Source organism: Kitasatospora sp. NPDC127116 (genome assembly GCF_042677365.1).
GTDB lineage: Bacteria > Actinomycetota > Actinomycetes > Streptomycetales > Streptomycetaceae > Kitasatospora > Kitasatospora lactacystinica.
Map to the genome: position 1 here is coordinate 1 of NZ_JBHXTL010000096.1, position 16,976 is coordinate 16,976.

Here is a 16,976-nt window from a genome sequence, read left to right on the forward strand (position 1 = left end):
AAACTCCCCCCCCTCCGGCCCCCGCCCCACCACCGGGCGCCCGCCCCGGCGCCGGGCCCCCCCCCCGGCGGGGGGCGGCCCCCCCCGGGGGGGGGGCCCCCGCCCGCCGGACGGTTCACCGATCAGTAGCGGTACTGCTCGGCCTTGTACGGGCCGTCGACCGGGACGCCGATGTAGTCGGCCTGGTCCTGGGTCAGGGTGGTCAGCTTCACGCCCAGCGCGTCGAGGTGCAGGCGGGCGACCTTCTCGTCCAGGTGCTTCGGCAGCACGTAGACGCCGATCGGGTACTGCTCGGTCTTCGTGAACAGCTCGATCTGGGCGATCGTCTGGTTGGCGAAGGAGTTGGACATCACGAAGGACGGGTGGCCGGTCGCGTTGCCCAGGTTCAGCAGGCGGCCCTCGGACAGCATGATGATGGTGTGGCCGTCGGCGAAGCGCCACTCGTGGACCTGCGGCTTGACCTCGGTCTTCACGATGCCGGGCAGCTTCGCCAGGCCCGCGATGTCGATCTCGTTGTCGAAGTGGCCGATGTTGCCGACGATCGCCTGGTGCTTCATCTGCTCCATGTGCGAGGCAAGGATGATGTCCTTGTTGCCCGTGGTGGTGATGAAGATGTCCGCGATCGAGACGACGTCCTCCAGGGTGGTGACCTGGTAGCCGTCCATCGCGGCCTGGAGCGCGCAGATCGGGTCGATCTCGGTGATGATCACGCGGGCGCCCTGGCCGCGCAGCGACTCGGCGCAGCCCTTGCCGACGTCGCCGTAGCCGCAGACGACGGCGACCTTGCCGCCGATCAGGACGTCGGTGGCGCGGTTGATGCCGTCGATCAGCGAGTGGCGGCAGCCGTACTTGTTGTCGAACTTCGACTTGGTGACGGCGTCGTTGACGTTGATGGCCGGGAACAGCAGCTTGCCGTCACGGTGCATCTCGTACAGGCGGTGGACACCGGTGGTGGTCTCCTCGGTCACGCCCTTGATCGTGGCGGCGACCTCGGTCCACTTGTTCGGGGTGTCCTTGAGGGTGCGGTTGAGCAGCTCCAGGATGATCCGGAACTCGTCGTTGTCCGCGGTGGACGGGTCCGGCGCGGCACCGGCCTTCTCGAACTCGACGCCCTTGTGGATCAGCAGGGTGGCGTCGCCGCCGTCGTCCAGGATCATGTTCGGGGTCTTGCCGTCAGGCCAGGTCAGGGCCTGCTCGGTGCACCACCAGTACTCGTCCAGGGTCTCGCCCTTCCAGGCGAAGACCGGCACGCCCTGCGGGTTCTCCGGGGTGCCCTCCGGGCCGACGGCGATGGCCGCGGCCGCGTGGTCCTGGGTGGAGAAGATGTTGCAGGAGCACCAGCGGACCTCGGCACCGAGCGCCGTCAGGGTCTCGATCAGGACGGCGGTCTGCACGGTCATGTGCAGCGAGCCGGTGATGCGGGCGCCGGCCAGCGGCTGCGACTCGGCGTACTCGGCGCGGATCGCCATCAGACCGGGCATCTCGTGCTCGGCCAGCTGGATCTCCTTGCGGCCGAACGGCGCCAGGGAAAGGTCGGCGACCTTGAAGTCACCGGTGATGTCGGTCGACATGCGTCTGCTCCTCGCTGATGGGGGTGGGGCCAAAGGTCCGGGCGTGCGTCGCGTGCGTCAGGCCGTACGGGTGCACGGCCACGCCGGAACAGCCGGGTCCGTGGTGGACCGGCTTCCCGTTGCGCAGCACAAACCGTCGGAGGACCTCTCTCCCTCGACCGGCGCACACCCTACGGGTGCGGACCGCCGATCGACCGCCATCAGCAGCGACGTTCTGGCTCTGGTGACGAATCTACACCGACGGCCCCGCCGGCCGTCCGCCGATGACCGATTTCGGCCCCCGGTCCGAGCGGCGCTCCAGCCGGGCCCCAGGGGCCCCGGCCGCGGGGCCGGGGCGGGGTTCAGTGCGCGTCGGCCGGGCCCGGACCACCGGGCGTGGCGGCCGGGTCGTCGCCCGCCGCGGCCTTCTCGGCGCTGTACACGTCGGGCTCCAGGTAGATCGCCCGGGCGATCGGGACGACCGCGCGGACCCGCTCCTCGGCCGCGTCGATCGCCGCCGCCACCCGGGCGGCACTGTCCTCGGCGTTGACGGCGATCTTGGCGGCGACCAGCAGCTCCTCCGGGCCGAGGTGCAGGGTGCGCATGTGGATCACCCCGGTGACCGTCTCGCCGTCCACCAGCGCCTCCCGGATCCGGTGCACCGAGTCCTTGTTCGCCGACTCGCCGAGCAGCAGCGACTTGGTCTCCATGGCGAGCACCACGGCGATCACCACCAGCAGGACGCCGATGCACAGGGTGCCGACGCCGTCCCAGACGCCGTTCCCGGTGATCACGGTGAGCCCGACGCCGAACAGCGCGAGCACCAGACCGATCAGCGCACCGGTGTCCTCCAGCAGCACCACCGGCAGCTCCGGCGCCTTCGCGGTGCGGATGAACTGCACCCAGCCCTGCCGGCCCTTGGCCTTGGCGGACTCCCGCATCGCGGTGAGGAAGGACCAGCCCTCCATCGCTATGGCGAAGACCAGCACGCCGACCGCCCAGCCCCAGGCGTCCAGGGTCTCCGGGTGGCTGATCTTGTGCCAGCCCTCGTAGATCGCGAACAGGCCACCGACGCTGAACAGCACGACGGCCACCAGGAAGCCGTACACGTAGCGCTCGCGGCCGTACCCGAAGGGATGCTCCTCGTCGGCCTCCCGGCGCGCCCGCTTGCCGCCGATCAGCAGCAGCACCTGGTTGCCGGAGTCGGCCACCGAGTGCACGCCCTCGGCCAGCATCGAGGAGGAACCGGTGAAGCCGAAGGCGGTGAACTTGGCCGCCGCGATCGCCAGGTTCGCGGACAGTGCCGCGATCAGTGCCTTGGTGCCGCCTTCGGTACTCACGCGACCGCCTCGCTGCGCTCGGCGGGCGCTTCGCACAATACGCGCCCTCTGATGATGAGCTCGCTTCGCTCACACATGCCTCGAAAGTCCTCACGGGTCGATCAGCTCGTCGAGCGCTTACCGTACCGGCCCGGAGGTTCCACCCGGCCGACCGTCTCAGGACTGCGCGGCGAGCCCCAGGTAGACGGCGGCGAAGTCGGTCAGCGCGACCAGGTCGGCCAGCGCGTGCAGCGGGTCCGGCCGGGCGCTCGCGTACTCGGTCAGCCGGACGTCGTGCGCGGCGGCCAGCCGGTGCGCCCGGCTCACGCCGAAACTGCGCGGCCCCGCGTCCTCCTCCGGCACCTCGGCCGGGCCGTCCTGCCCGTCCTCGGCCGCCGGGCCGGCCGCGCCCGGGGCGTGCCGCAGCAGCAGCACCTGAAGGTGCAGCGGGTCCGGCTCCTCGACCCGGTCGCGGAAGAAGTCGTCCGGGTCGGCACCCGCGCCCAACTGCCCGGTGAACATGCCGCGGTGGGCGGTGAGCACCTGCGGCAGCGGCCCGGCCAGCGCCGGGCGCCCGGCCCGGTCGGCCAGCTGGGCGGCGAACCGGGTGGCGGCCGCCCCGGCGATCGGGCCCTCGGCCCACAGCAGCGGGACCGTCCCGGCCAGCCGGGCGGCCAGGCCCTTCGCCGGGTTGGTGTACGCGGCGGCGTCCGGGCGGCAGCGCACGGCGGTGGCGTCCAGCAGGTCGGCGACGGCCGGCAGCGCGTCGTACGGGAGCTGGGTGAGGCCGATCTTCTGGGCCAGCGCCAGCAGCGGGGTGAGGTGGGACCAGAGCGCCGCCGGGTCCTCGGCCGGCAGGTCCGGCTCGGCGGCCGCCACCGGCGCGAGGTCCTCGGACGACGCCGAGGCCACGAAGGGCAGCGGCAGGGCGCGCACCTGCAGCGCGGCCTCGGCCAGCGCGCTGCCGGCCGGGGCGGTGACGACGATCGCGCAGCCGCGCGCGTACGCCTGCTCGGCGAGGCCGACCAGGCCCTGCTCGCCGCCGTCGGCGGAGCTGATCACCAGCAGGTCCAGCGGGCCGGCCCAGCCGGGCAGCTGCCAGCCGAGCCCGGCGGTGAAGGCGGGCGGGGCGCCGGCCCGGTCGGCGCGCGGGGCGGCCGCCTCGGTCGGCGGCAGCGGGGTGACCAGGGAGGCCGTGCCGGCCAGCGCGGACAGCATCTCGGCGGCGGTCAGCGCGCTGCCGTGCCCGGCGACCAGGACGGACCGCGGCCGGCCGTCCGGCCGCAGCCGGTCGAGCCCGGCCGCCTCGGCCCGGCGCAGCGCGGTGCGGACCCGTGCGCCCGCGCCGGCCAGGGCCAGCAGGGCGCGGTCGTGGTCGGCGCGCCGAAGGGCGGCCGGATCGTCGAGCAGGGTGTCGTCGAGCATGCGGCGAACCTCCGGCTGCGGTCCTCTGGGCGCGCGCTCCGCTGCGCGCCGGGCGGTCGGGGTGGGGCTTTCGCCCCGGGCAACGCCCCCAGCATCAGGCCGGGCGGCGGGCCTCGTCCACCAGGAGGACCGGAATGCCCTCGCGGACCGGGTACGCGAGGCCGCAGTCCGCGCCGGTGCAGACCAGCTCGGGCTGCTCCTCGGTGCCGCCCTCGGCGAGCGCGGCCCGGCACTGCGGGCAGACCAGGATCTCCAGCAGGAAGGATTCGAGCTTCATGGGGCTCTCCAAAGTTCGGGGGTGGCACGGAGGTGCCCCGGCCGATAGGAAACCCTACCGGCCGGGGCACCGGGGCCCGTGATCAGGCTCAGCCGCGGACGACGGCGAGCACGCCGTCGCGCAGCTCGGCCATCTTCGCCGGGTCCTTGGCCTCGACGTTCAGGCGCAGCAGCGGCTCGGTGTTGGAGGCGCGCAGGTTGAACCACCAGTCCGGGCCGGCCACGGTCAGGCCGTCCAGCTCGTCCACCGTGGTGCCCTCGGCGCCGGCGAAGGCGGCGCGGACGGCGGCCGTGCTGGCGGCCTGGTCGGCCACGGTGCTGTTGATCTCGCCGGAGGCCGCGTAGCGGTCGTACTCGGCGGTGAGCGCGGACAGCGTGCCCGGCTGGCCGCCGAGCGCGGCCAGCACGTGCAGGGCGGCCAGCATGCCGGTGTCGGCGCGCCAGAAGTCGCGGAAGTAGTAGTGCGCGGAGTGCTCGCCGCCGAAGACGGCGTCGGTCTCGGCCATCTCCTGCTTGATGAAGGAGTGGCCGACCCGGGTGCGCACCGGCTTGGCGCCGAGCTCGCGGACCACCTCGGGGACGGTCCAGGAGGTGATCAGGTTGTGGATGACCGTCGGCTCGGCCTCGCCGGCGGCGCGGGCGCGGGCGATCTCGCGGACGGCGACCAGGGCGGTGATCGCCGACGGGGAGACCGGCTCGCCGCGCTCGTCCACGACGAAGCAGCGGTCGGCGTCGCCGTCGAAGGCCAGGCCGATGTCGGCGCCGACCTCGCGGACCCGCGCCTGGAGGTCGACCAGGTTCTTCGGGTCGAGCGGGTTGGCCTCGTGGTTCGGGAAGGTGCCGTCCAGCTCGAAGTACATCGGCACGAGCTCGATCGGCAGGCCGTCGAAGACGGTCGGCACGGTGTGGCCGCCCATGCCGTTGCCGGCGTCCACCGCGACCTTGAGCCGGCGGATCCCGGTGAGGTCGACCAGGCCCAGCAGGTGGTCGGCGTAGCCGCGCAGGGTGTCCTGGGCGGACAGCTCGCCCGGCTTCACGTCCTTGGCCGGGACGGTGACGGTGTCGTCCTCGGCGGTCCAGGACTCGACCAGCTCGCGGATCTCGGTCAGGCCGGTGTCCTGGCCGACCGGGGCGGCGCCGGCCCGGCACAGCTTGATGCCGTTGTACTGGGCCGGGTTGTGGCTGGCGGTGAACATCGCGCCGGGCAGGTCCAGCTTGCCGCTGGCGTAGTACAGCTGGTCGGTGGAGCACAGCCCGATCTGCACCACGTCGGCGCCGTAGGCCGCGGCGCCCTCGGCGAAGGCCAGGCTCAGCGCCGGGGAGGAGGGCCGCATGTCGTGCCCGACCACGATCGCGGACGCGCCGGTGACCTGCACGAACGCGGCACCGAAGGCCCGGGACAGGCTCTCGTCCCACTGGTCCGGGACGACGCCCCGGACGTCGTACGCCTTCACGAGCTGCTTGAGGTCGCGCACTGCGGCTCCACCCTGGTCTTAGGACTGATCACGGAACGTCTGGGCCACCGCGCGTCGGATCGACGGGCGCGGTGACGGTAGACGGGCAGCGTACCCGGGCCGGACGAACACCCCGTGCCGGGTTGGTCCCGATCAGGCACGATCCGCCCGGCGGACCCCGGGCCTCAGTTGTCGGGCGAGCGCAGGACCCGGAGGTGGCCGCGGCGGCCGCCCTCGGTGGACTCGCCCTCGGGGCCGCGGCCCTGACGGGGGTTCTGCGGGCGGGCGGCCTCGCGAACGGCGTTGGCCAGCGCCTCCAGGTCGTCGCTGCTGCGGCGCAGCGGCCCGGCCTCGGCGGCGAGCCGGACGACCTCCCAGCCGCGCGGGGCGGTGAGGCGCTCGGCGTGCTCGGCGCACAGGTCGTAGCAGTGCGGCTCGGCGTAGGTGGCGAGCGGGCCGAGGACGGCGGTGGAGTCCGCGTAGACGTACGTCAGCGTCGCGACGGCCGGCCGGCCGCACGCGGTCCGCGAACAACGACGTACAGAGCTCACGAGGGTGGACGGTACCGCACTCCTCGCCGGGGAGCGAAGACCGCCTGCCCGGAAGGGGTGCCGTGTCGCACCGCGGGCGCCGGGGCCGCGTATCCAACGCCCCGTGCGATTCCCCGCCGGAGTGGTCCACTTCCGACCGTCCAAGGACTACCCTCGGCAGTGATATGGACAGCTCCGCACCGCAGTCATCGACAGGCCCGGCGCGCCGCCCCCGGCACCGCGACCGGCACGGGCGGGGCCTGCGCGGCCCGCTGGCGCCGCCCCAGGTGCCGATCTCGCTCACCCGCTCCGAACTGTTCGACGACTACGTGCGCGAGTCGGTGGAGCGCCTCGAACGGCGTTGGCCGCAGTTGATCGAGGTGGAGTTCGCCGTCCAGGAGGTGCCGCTGCACGAGCCGGACGGCGCCGACGCCGAGGACGGCGTGCCGCTGGGGCGGGTGTCGCCGGGCAAGCAGGGGCACAAGAGCCAGATCGTGGTGTACCGGCGGCCGGTGGAGATCCGGGCGAAGACCCGCGAGGACCGCGCGGCGCTGGTGCACGAGATCCTGATCGAGCAGGTCGCCGAGCTGCTGGGGCTGTCCCCGGACGCCATCGACCCGCGCTACGACGAGGACTGATCCCCCCGGGGCGGCACCAAGGGTGCCGCCCCGTCGGCTGCTCAGCGCAGGACGACGCCCGGATCCTGGCCGGCCTGCGGGACCTTGACGGTGCTGCGGTCGTCGCGCAGCGCCTGGACGGTGAACATCGGCACGTCCTTGGCCGGCAGGGAGAGCATCCGGGCGGCCACCACCGGGCCGCCGGAGACGGTCTCCGCGGTGAGCGCGAAGACGCCGTTCAGCCCGGCGGGCTCGGGCGCCGGGAGGGCGACCGTACCGCCGGCCGGGACCTGGACCTCCTTGGTGGCCGGGGTGCCGCCGCCGCTGCCGGCCGAGGCGGTGACCCGGACGGTGGCGGCCTCGCCGCTGGAGGTCAGGTAGAGCGTGGAGGCGCCGGCCCGGTTGTCGGCGACGGTGGCGCGGGCTCCGACCGGGTTGCTGCCGGTGAGCCAGGCCGCGTCGGTCTTGCCGTTGGCCGCCGCCCGGTCGATCCGCAGTCCGGCCACGATCGGGGTGCGGTGCTTGTCGTCGCTGGGCGACAGCCGCAGCCCGGCGACCTCGTCGCGGGTGACCTTGCCGAGGTCGACGGCGGCCACCATGCCCGCCTTGACGTGGATCGACTCGTTGCCGGCCGGGCTGAACCAGCCGTTCTTGCCGGACAGCTGGATCTTCAGGTCGGCGTCGTCCTCCGGCGGCGCCCAGACCACCAGGCGGGCGGAGGCGGTGTCGGCGGGCAGGCCGGGCAGCACCTGGACGGGGGCCGGGTCGGCCGAGGCCGGGATCCAGTCCGCGCCCTTGCCGCCGTCGGCGGCGTGCAGCGCGGCGCCGACCCGTCCCGAGCGCACCACCACGTGCACCGCGAGGTCGGCGACCGCGCCCTTGCTGATGGTCGACAGCAGGACGGCCTGGGAGCTGCCGGGCGCGACGGTGATCCCGTTGGCCGAGTCGTTGTCGATCAGGCCCTTGTCGCCGTACAGCTTGATGTCCACAACCGCGGCGGAGGACTCGGTGTTGACCAGGCTGACGTAGTCGACCCGGTCGCCGGCGGTGCTGGCCCCGGCGAACCAGAAGCCGGTCCCGGCCGGGGCGCAGGTGAGGCCGGACAGGCCGAGGCCGCGCTGCTCGGTGACCACCGTGGTCTGGGTGACGGTGAAGCCGGGGGCGAGGGCGCCGGTGGCGACCGCCCCGGTGCCGGGCGCGGCGTCGCCGTTGGCGGCCGGGCCGGTGGCCGGGGTTCCGGGCTTGGGCACCGTCAGCCGGGCGTCGGCGGGCGCCGCGTTCTTGTCCTGGGCCGGGGCGGCGGGGGCGCCCGAGCCGGTCGGGGCCGGGGCGGCGGGGGCCGTCGGGGCCGCCGGCGCGGCGGTCGGCTGGGCGGCGGGCACGGCCGGCGCGGCCGCGTCGGAGAGCCAGCCGGCCCCGCCGGTGGCGGAGCCCGTCCCGGGCGGGGTGTAGGCGGTGAGCGTGGTCGAGCCGGTCAGGCTCTGGATCGGCTGCGGGCAGACCACCGAGGTCCGCTCGACCTGCTCGGTGGTGGGGGCGGCCCCGGTGGCCGCCTTGGCCGGGGCGGCCGGCGGGCGCACCTCGGCGATCCCGAACACCGCCGCGAGCACCACGGCCGCGGCGAGCAGGGACGGGGTGGTCCTGGCCCCGCCGCCGGCACCTGCGGCCCCCCCGGCGAACGGGCTGCGGCTGCGGCCGGGCCGGGCGGCCGGGGCCGCCCCGGTCGGCTCCGCCGCGAAGGCGGGCCCGGCCGGCCCGGCGGCCTCGCCGGCGCCGGACTTCTTCCTGAATGCGGGCTTCTTCATCGCGGGTCAGCTCCCCGATCCGTGCTGGTGCGGGTACCGGCCGGGGCCGTTGGGGTCGTTCGGGTCGTAGTAGGGCTCGCCCTGCTGCTGGCCAGGCAGCCAGGGCTGCTGCTCCGGGTGCTGCTGGTGGCCGTCGTACCCGTGGGCGTCGTAGCCGTACGGCTGCTGCTGTTCGGGCTGGTACGGCTGCTCGTAGCCCTGCGGCCGGGTGCCGTCGTACCCGTGGTTCTCGTAGCCGTGGGCGTCGTAGCCCTGGCCGCCGTACGGCGCGGCGACCGGCTGCTGGGCCGCGTACTGGTCGTAGCTGTACGGGTCGGCCTGCTGGTACGCCTGGTACGGGTCGGTGTACTGCTCGGCGTCCTGGATGGCGGCGGCCGCCTGGACGGCTCCGGTCACCGGCTCGCCGGCGGGCTGGGCCGGGATCGCGCCCGGCCGGTCGTACACCCCGGACTCGTCGGCACCGCCCTCGGCGCCGTCCGCGCCCTCGCCGCCCTCGCCGCGCTCGGCCATCCGGCGGGCCCGGCGGCTGCCGGGGGCGGGGGCCTGCGCCTGGGCGGCGGCGGCCAGCGCGGCGGCCGCGACGGCCTCCTCGGGCAGGTCGTCGTCCTTGTGGCTGCGGCGGCCGGGCAGGGCCAGCACCAGGATGGTGAGGCCGAGCAGCACCTGGGCCCAGATCCAGCCGGTGTGGGCGGCGCCGCCCTCCCGGGTGACGGTCAGCTTCCCGCCGGCGGCCGGGAGCTTGAAGCCCTGCGCCCAGCCGTCGACCGTGGTGGGCTCCAGCGCGGTGCCGTCCACGGTGGCCTTCCACTCCGTGGCGGCGGACTCGGCGAGCCGCAGCACCCGGCCGTCCGGACCGGCCGGGACGGTGGCGGACAGGTCGCGGGCCCCGGACGGGACGACCACCGGGTTGGCACCGGGGGCGGTGATCACCGCGCGGACCGCGGGGGTGCCGTTGACCTGCCAGAGCGCGGCGGCACCGTCCTGGTTGGCCTTGACCAGGCCGGGGGTGGTGTCCAGGACGTCCTTGAAGACGTCGATCACCGGCTGCTGGACCAGCACGTAGGCGATGCCGTAGCCGGCCAGCGCGCTCGCCTGGTCGGCACCGGAGCCGGCCAGCAGGCTGCCGACCATCTTGTTCAGGCCGTCCTGGGTGCCGGTCGCCGGGTCGACGGTGGACTCGGCCTGGCCGAGCGTCAGCCCGGCGCCGCGCAGCACGGTGTAGCGGACCGCGCCGCCGCTCTTCTCCCCGGTGACGACCAGGGTGCGGGCCCGGTCGGTGGTGCCGGCCTCCTCGGCGATGAACGCGGGGACCTGGTCGGCCTGGCCTCGGTGCAGCGGGCCGCCGGCGCCGGTCAGCGCCCACCACAGGCCGGTGCCCAGCGGCGCCAGCACGGCCGTGGCCACCACCAGGGCGGCCACCGGCTGGCGCCAGCCGAAGGCGATCCCGGCCACGCGGGCGTTGGCGCCGTCGGCGCCGATCGCGGCGGCGGCCAGCAGGGCGATGCCGGCGATCAGGGTGGCCGGGCCGGCCCAGGCGGGCACCGCCGGGCCGCCGGAGGCCGGGGTGACGGAGGTGCCCGCCACCGCGACCGAGAAGACCAGGCCGGCACCGGCCGCACCCCAGGCGACGAGCACCGCGCGGCGGCGGTCGGCGCGCAGCAGCGCGGCCAGCGCGGCGAGCACGACACCCGCCGAGAGCCAGATCGGCGGCACCCCGGCGCCGCCCGGGTTGACCAGCAGCAGGCCGGCCGCGCTCGCGCCGCTGCCGTGCAGGCCGGGCAGCCCGGCCTCCAGCAGCAGCCGCTGCGGGTGCGACAGCACCGCGAGCGACCACGGCGCCAGCACCACGACGGGCACCGCCAGGATCACCAGGACGCGCAGGCCGAGCAGGCGCAGCGCCGCGCCGCCGGAGCCGAAGGCGCCGCCGCGCAGCACCGCGGCGACCAGCATCGCCAGGCAGAGCGGTACCGCGAGCGCCCAGGTCAGCGGGACGAAGGCGGTGGCCAGGGTGAGCAGCAGGACGGCCATCCAGACCGGGCGCCAGCCCGGGCGGGCGCCCTTGGCGGCGCTCTCGTCCCGGATGCCGAGGCCGGCCGCGATGGCGGCGGCGCGGGCCAGCGGCGGCAGCAGCACGGCGAGCACGGCGGTGCCGATCCGGCCCTGGGCGAGCGCGCCGGTCGCGGCGGGCAGCAGCGCGTAGGTGGCGCTGGCCCAGGCGCGGACCACCTTGGAGTCCAGCAGCGGCCGGGACACCAGGTAGGCGCTGACCGCGGCCAGCGGGACGGCGAGCACCACGATCAGGGTGAGCGCGAGGTCGGCGTGGTCGAAGAGCAGCCAGGAGAGCACGGCCAGCACGCCGAGGTACGGCGGCGCGGCGGCGGTGGAGCCGGTGCCGACCGGGTGCCAGGCGTCCGCGTACATCGACCAGAGGCCGCCGGCCCCGTCGGCCGCGGGCAGCAGGGCGCCGCCGAACAGCTCGCCGCTGCCGAACAGGCCGCGGCAGGCGATCAGGGCGAACACCAGCACGGCCGCGAACAGCACCGGCGCCGGGCGCCGGGCGAGCTTCTTGAGCAGCGCGAACTGCTCGACGACCAGGTCCTCGGCGTCCTCGTCGCCGCCGGCCTCGGCCGAGCCGTGCCGGCCGCTGTCGTCGCCGCCCCCTATCCCGAGCGAGCCGACGACGCCCTCGACCGCCAGCCGGGTGGTGGCGCCGGGGGCCGGGAAGAGCGTGCGGTCGTCCAGGGCGTCCGCCGCCCGGGACCGGGCACGGCGCTTGCGCGCGGCCAACAGCCGCGGGAAGCGGACGAGTTCGTGGCCGAGGCCGGCGAGTTCGTCGAAGGCCTGGCGCGGGTCCTTGCCGAGCAGGTTGGTGACGGCCCGCAGCAGGGTGCCGAGCACCAGCCGCAGCAGGACGTAGGGGAAGAGCGCGCCCTTGCAGTTGGTGAGCAGGGTGTAGACCGCGCCGGCCTTGTCCACCCGGTGCGGGTGGGAGGGGCCGCAGTCGATCGCGCGGCGCTCGCGGGAGGACGCCTCGGCGTGCCGCAGCACGGCGTCGGGGGCGACCACCACGCGGTGGCCGGCGGCGTTGACCCGCCAGCAGAAGTCGGTGTCGTCCCGCATCAGCGGGAGGGCCCTGTCGAAGCCGCCGAGCTCCTCGAAGACGTCCCGGCGCACCAGCATGCCGGCGCTGGAGACGGCGAGCACCGGGCGGACCTGGTCGTGCTGGCCCTGGTCCTGCTCGCGGCGGTCCAGGCCGGTCCAGCGGCGGCCGGAGTGGGCGATGGTGACGCCGACCTCCAGCAGCTGGCGGCGGTCGTACCAGCTGCGCAGCTTGGGGCCGACCACGGCGGCGCTGGGGGTGGAGTCGGCGACCTGGAGCAGCCGGCGCAGCGCGTCGGTCTGCGGTTCGCAGTCGTCGTGCAGCAGCCAGAGCCATTCGACCGGCCGGGTCTCGCGGGGGCCGCCGCGGCCGAGGTCGTCCTCCTGGGCGAGCGGGTCGCCGAAGTCGTCCCAGCCGCCGGTGACCGGGTCGTAGCCGGAGGGGTCGAGCCGGTACGGCAGGTCTTCCGGACGCAGGGGCGCGCTGCTCGACACGGCCTCGGCGACGGCGGTGCCGAAGCCGGCCCGGCGGCCGAGGACCAGCGGGCCGCTGTCCGGCAGCCAGTCGGCGAGGGTGTCGGCGAGCAGTTGCGGAGAGTTGTCGGTGGATCCGGTGTCGACGGCGAGGATCCGCTGGACCTGGCGGTCCTGACCGAGCAGGCCGGCCATGGCCTGCGGCAGCCAGCGGGCGCCGTCGTGCGAGACGATCACGGCGGTGACCAGGTGGCGCGGGTAGGCGGGCGGCCGGGAAGCGGTGGAGCCGCTCTGGTGGCTGTAGACGGTCATCGCGTGCGCGGGCCCCAGTTCTCGGTGGACACAGCCGGTGAACGGCAACCGGATGGCGCACCACACTAACGGCTCCGGGTGGCCGCTTCGTCCGGGGTGTGCGTGCGGAGACCGTGAAGGGGGCCCCGGGAACACGAAAGCGCCCCACCACCGCGGTGAGGCGCCCGTACGGCTGTGCGGCTGTCCGTCGCTGTCGAAGGGTCAGCGAGGGTCGGGGCCGCCCGTCAGACCGCGCTCTTCTTGAGCCGGCGGCGCTCGCGCTCGGAGAGGCCGCCCCAGATGCCGAAGCGCTCGTCATTGGCGAGCGCGTACTCCAGGCACTCGGAGCGGACCTCGCAGGCGAGGCAGACCTTCTTGGCCTCGCGGGTCGAGCCGCCCTTCTCGGGGAAGAAGGACTCGGGGTCGGTCTGGGCGCACAACGCGCGCTCCTGCCAGCCGAGTTCCTCCTCGTCCTCCGCGATGCCGTCCCCGATCAACAGCTCAAAGAGCTCGCTCATGTGGCGCGCCTCCTCTGCCCCTACTTGGCGTCCCCGTGGTTGCCGTTGCCTCGTGCGGCCGACGACACGAGTGAAATTACAGTTGCGTCACTCTGGCCCAGTCAAGCCGAGCTCTGGTATTGGGGCCGGGATTCACTCCCTGGCACCAAGCCGTTACGAATAGTGTACATATACGGACACATCGGACCTTCTGCCTCAAGGTCCTGAACAGTGCCGAACCATCCGCAACCATTCGGCAGGTGACGCCCGGTCACCGCCACAGGCCGGTCATCGGGCTGCCTTCCCGGCGATCTTCCCATCGAAACATAGAGAGTGATGAATCACCCCATCAGGGAAAGATCCGGACCTAACCCACTCGAATGCCGCATCCTTTGGTTTGACACCGCCCCCGCGGATGCGGTGTCCTTGCTTCTATGTCAGAGTTCGCCAGCCCCCGGAGCGGTTCCACCCTCCGCCGTGCCGTGAACTCTTGTTGTCGCCTCTGTTCCTGCTGTATCTAGGCGCCCGCGTCCCACCGCGCGCCGCCCCCAGGAAGCACAGAGGCCGCCCGCGATTCCCGTCCCAGGACATCCGGATCCGGCCGATCCCACGAACCGGCCGACTCCTCCGAGGACGACTCCCGTGCGCATGATCCGCATCCGCAAGCGGAACCGCGACCGCAACAAGCTCGCCCACCGCGGCCCCGCCACCGCCCCCGCCGGCACCCCCGCCGGCCCCCGGACCCGCCAGTGGGCCGACGGCCTCAGCGACGTCTCCATCGCCGGCGACCCGCTCGCCTTCCCGCACCTGGCCCGCACCGACCTGCCGGCCCACCCCACCACCGTCGCCGGGTACGCCCGGCTGGTGCGCGAGATCGCCGCCGACCGCACCCGCTGGGAGCCGCTCGTCCGCTACGACGCGCTGACCCGCTGGTACGCCCGGCTGGAGACCGGCCCCGGCTACGAGGTCTGGCTGCTCAGCTGGCTGCCCGGCCAGTCCAGCGGCTTCCACGACCACGGCGAGTCCTCCGGCGTGATGAGCGTCGTCAAGGGCGAGCTGATCGAGCGCTCCCTCACACACGCGGGCGAGGGCGCCCGCGCCCTGCGGCCCGGCGGCCAGCGTGTGTTCTCCTGCGGCTACCTGCACGAGGTCGTCAACGGCGCGCTCGAACCCGCCGTCTCCATCCACCTCTACACCCCGGGCCTGACCGAGATGAACCAGTACGGCGCCGCCGCCGTCCCCGAGCAGCACCCCGAGCAGCAGGCACAGGCCGGGTCGCACTGATCACGGGCTGACGGAGGGTCCGACCGTGGCAGGATGAGTCCCATGCGCATCGTGGCACTGGCAGGCGGAATCGGCGGGGCGCGCTTCCTGCGCGGACTCCGCGCGGCGGTCGGACCGCAGGACGAGATCACCGTCATCGGCAACACCGGCGACGACATCCACCTCTACGGCCTCAAGGTCTGCCCCGACCTGGACACCGTGATGTACACCCTCGGCGGCGGCATCCACGAGGAACAGGGCTGGGGCCGGACCGACGAGACCTGGTCCATCAAGGCCGAGATGAAGGCGTACGGCGTCGGCCCCGAGTGGTTCGGGCTCGGCGACCGGGACTTCGCCACCCACCTCGTGCGCAGCCAGATGCTCACCGCCGGGTACAGCCTCACCCAGGTCACCGAGGCGCTGTGCGTGCGCTGGAAGCCGGGCGTGCGACTGCTGCCGATGAGCGACGACCGGGTCGAGACCCACGTGCGGATCACCGACGAGCAGGGCACCCGGGCGATCCACTTCCAGGAGTACTGGGTCAAGCTGCACGCCGCGGTGGACGCCGAGGCGGTCGTCGCGGTCGGCGCGGACACCGCCAAGCCCGCGCCCGGCGTGCTGGAGGCGATCGCCGGGGCGGACGTCATCCTCTTCCCGCCGTCCAACCCGGTGGTCTCGATCGGCACCATCCTCGCCGTCCCCGGCATCCGGGAGGCGGTCGCCTCCGCACCCGCGCCGGTCGTCGGGCTCTCCCCGATCATCGGCGGGGCGCCGGTGCGCGGCATGGCCGACAAGGTGCTCGCCGCCGTCGGCGTCGAGGCCACCGCGGAGGCGGTCGCGCTGAACTACGGCAGCAGGGCGGCGCTGCGAAGCGGCCCGGGCGAGAGCGGCGACGGGCGAGGGGCGGGCCTTCTCGACGGGTGGCTGGTCGACAGCGCCGACGAAGCCTCGGTGGCCGCCGTCGAGGCCGCCGGGATCGCCTGCCGGGCCGTCCCGCTGCTGATGACCGACGTCGAGGCCACCGCCGAGATGGCGCGCACCGCGCTGGCGCTGGCGGAGCAGGTGCGGAAGTGACGCTGGAGGTCCTCGGAGTCGACGGCATCCCCGAGATCGAGGCGGGGGCGGACCTGGGCGAGCTCATCGCCAAGGCGGGGACGTACCAGGACGGCGACATCCTGCTGGTCACCTCGAAGATCGTCAGCAAGGCCGAGGACCGGCTGCTGCACGCCACCGACCGCGAGGACGCGATCGACGCCGAGACCGTCCGGCTGGTCGCCCGGCGCGGACCGATCCGGATCGTGGAGAACCGCAACGGCTTCGTCATGGCCGCCGCCGGGGTCGACGCCTCCAACACCGCCCCCGGCACCGTCCTGCTGCTGCCCGAGGACCCGGACGCCTCCGCGCGGGCGCTGCGGGCCCGGCTCCAGCAGCTCACCGGCCGCCGGCTCGCCGTCGTCGTCACCGACACCTTCGGACGGCCGTGGCGCAACGGGCTGACCGACGTCGCGATCGGCGCCGCGGGCCTCTCCGTCCTGGAGGACCACCGGGGCCGCACCGACAGCCACGGCAACCAGCTGGAGATGACCGTCACCGCGACGGCCGACGAACTCGCCGCCGCCGCCGACCTGGTGAAGGGCAAGGCCTCCGGCATCCCGGTGGCGGTCGTGCGCGGGCTCGGGCACCTCGTCACCGCCGAGGACGGCGAGGGCGTCCGGCCGCTGGTCCGGCCCTCCGTCGACGACATGTTCCGGCTCGGCACCTCCGAGGCGCTGCGGCAGGCCGTCACCCTGCGGCGCACCGTCCGCTCCTTCACCGCGGAACCGGTCGACCCGGCCGCCGTCCGCCGCGCCGTCGCCGCCGCCGTCACCGCGCCCGCCCCGCACCACACCACGCCGTGGCGGTTCGTGCTGCTGGAATCGGCGGACACCCGGGTGCGGCTGCTCGACGCGATGCTCGCCGCCTGGCAGCGCGACCTGCGCGAACTCGACGGCTGGGACGAGGCGAGGATCGCCCGGCGCACCGCCCGCGGCAACGTCCTGCGCGACGCCCCCTACCTGGTGGTGCCCTGCCTGGTGACGGACGGCTCGCACGACTACCCCGACCCGCGCCGGGCCACCGCCGAACGGGAGATGTTCACCGTCGCCGTCGGCGCCGCCGTGCAGAACCTGCTGGTCGCGCTCACCGGCGAGGGCTACGGCTCCGCCTGGGTCTCGTCCACCATGTTCTGCCGCGACACCGTGCGCGAGGCGCTGGACCTCCCGGACGACTGGGACCCGATGGGCGCCGTCGCCGTCGGCCGCCCCGCCGAGCCGCCGAAGGCCCGCCCGGAACGCGGCGCCGACGCCTTCATCGCGGTGCGGTAGCGGCCGCGCGCCC

General features: G+C 74.5%; 13 protein-coding genes. 4 read left to right on the forward strand and 9 right to left on the reverse strand.

Going from position 1 to position 16,976, the window contains the following annotated elements:
- Positions 1 to 122: 122 nt before the first annotated feature.
- The 6 genes from ahcY to ACFVHV_RS30725 all read right to left on the reverse strand — a co-directional run bounded on the left by ahcY (position 123) and on the right by ACFVHV_RS30725 (position 6,575).
- On the reverse strand, positions 123 to 1,571 hold the full coding sequence (gene ahcY, locus ACFVHV_RS30700; RefSeq protein ID WP_359910063.1) for an adenosylhomocysteinase: 1,449 nt from the start codon (positions 1,569 to 1,571) through the stop codon (positions 123 to 125).
- A gap of 341 nt (positions 1,572 to 1,912) precedes the next feature.
- Positions 1,913 to 2,890: a cation diffusion facilitator family transporter gene (locus ACFVHV_RS30705; RefSeq protein ID WP_359910066.1), complete on the reverse strand. Its 978-nt coding sequence runs from the start codon at positions 2,888 to 2,890 to the stop codon at positions 1,913 to 1,915.
- Positions 2,891 to 3,046: 156 nt separating this feature from the next.
- The gene (locus ACFVHV_RS30710; protein ID WP_359910069.1) at positions 3,047 to 4,294 is read right to left on the reverse strand and encodes an SIS domain-containing protein; all 1,248 of its coding nucleotides are present in this window, start codon (positions 4,292 to 4,294) and stop codon (positions 3,047 to 3,049) included.
- A 94-nt stretch (positions 4,295 to 4,388) separates the two neighbouring features.
- A complete protein-coding gene (locus ACFVHV_RS30715) occupies positions 4,389 to 4,571 on the reverse strand; it encodes a Trm112 family protein (protein ID WP_224284587.1) in 183 nt (60 codons plus the stop codon).
- Positions 4,572 to 4,659: 88 nt separating this feature from the next.
- On the reverse strand, positions 4,660 to 6,045 hold the full coding sequence (locus ACFVHV_RS30720) for a phosphomannomutase/phosphoglucomutase (protein WP_359910073.1): 1,386 nt from the start codon (positions 6,043 to 6,045) through the stop codon (positions 4,660 to 4,662).
- Positions 6,046 to 6,209: 164 nt separating this feature from the next.
- On the reverse strand, positions 6,210 to 6,575 hold the full coding sequence (locus tag ACFVHV_RS30725; protein WP_359910076.1) for a DUF3499 domain-containing protein: 366 nt from the start codon (positions 6,573 to 6,575) through the stop codon (positions 6,210 to 6,212).
- Positions 6,576 to 6,739: 164 nt separating this feature from the next.
- Between ACFVHV_RS30725 and ACFVHV_RS30730 the strand changes: the two genes are divergently transcribed.
- On the forward strand, positions 6,740 to 7,192 hold the full coding sequence (locus tag ACFVHV_RS30730; RefSeq protein ID WP_359910079.1) for a metallopeptidase family protein: 453 nt from the start codon (positions 6,740 to 6,742) through the stop codon (positions 7,190 to 7,192).
- Between the two features lie 41 nt (positions 7,193 to 7,233).
- Here ACFVHV_RS30730 and ACFVHV_RS30735 read toward each other — a convergent pair whose 3' ends face one another.
- The 3 genes from ACFVHV_RS30735 to ACFVHV_RS30745 all read right to left on the reverse strand — a co-directional run bounded on the left by ACFVHV_RS30735 (position 7,234) and on the right by ACFVHV_RS30745 (position 13,358).
- Positions 7,234 to 8,976 carry a DUF5719 family protein gene (locus ACFVHV_RS30735; RefSeq protein WP_359910081.1) on the reverse strand — a complete coding sequence of 581 codons (1,743 nt, stop codon included), beginning with the start codon at positions 8,974 to 8,976 and terminating at the stop codon, positions 7,234 to 7,236.
- Positions 8,977 to 8,982: 6 nt separating this feature from the next.
- Positions 8,983 to 12,861: a glycosyltransferase family 2 protein gene (locus ACFVHV_RS30740; RefSeq protein ID WP_380355348.1), complete on the reverse strand. Its 3,879-nt coding sequence runs from the start codon at positions 12,859 to 12,861 to the stop codon at positions 8,983 to 8,985.
- Positions 12,862 to 13,085: 224 nt separating this feature from the next.
- A complete protein-coding gene (locus tag ACFVHV_RS30745) occupies positions 13,086 to 13,358 on the reverse strand; it encodes a WhiB family transcriptional regulator (protein WP_030062195.1) in 273 nt (90 codons plus the stop codon).
- 621 nt (positions 13,359 to 13,979) lie between these two features.
- Between ACFVHV_RS30745 and ACFVHV_RS30750 the strand changes: the two genes are divergently transcribed.
- The 3 genes from ACFVHV_RS30750 to ACFVHV_RS30760 are packed head-to-tail and all read left to right on the forward strand — an operon-like array spanning position 13,980 to position 16,963.
- Positions 13,980 to 14,621 carry a cysteine dioxygenase gene (locus ACFVHV_RS30750; RefSeq protein WP_380355351.1) on the forward strand — a complete coding sequence of 214 codons (642 nt, stop codon included), beginning with the start codon at positions 13,980 to 13,982 and terminating at the stop codon, positions 14,619 to 14,621.
- Positions 14,622 to 14,663: 42 nt separating this feature from the next.
- Entirely contained in the window at positions 14,664 to 15,674 is a 1,011-nt protein-coding gene (cofD, locus tag ACFVHV_RS30755) for a 2-phospho-L-lactate transferase (protein WP_380355354.1), read from the forward strand.
- Entirely contained in the window at positions 15,671 to 16,963 is a 1,293-nt protein-coding gene (locus tag ACFVHV_RS30760) for a coenzyme F420-0:L-glutamate ligase (RefSeq protein ID WP_380355356.1), read from the forward strand. The genes cofD and ACFVHV_RS30760 overlap by 4 nt, the downstream gene beginning before the upstream one ends.
- The last annotated feature ends 13 nt before the right edge of the window (positions 16,964 to 16,976 follow it).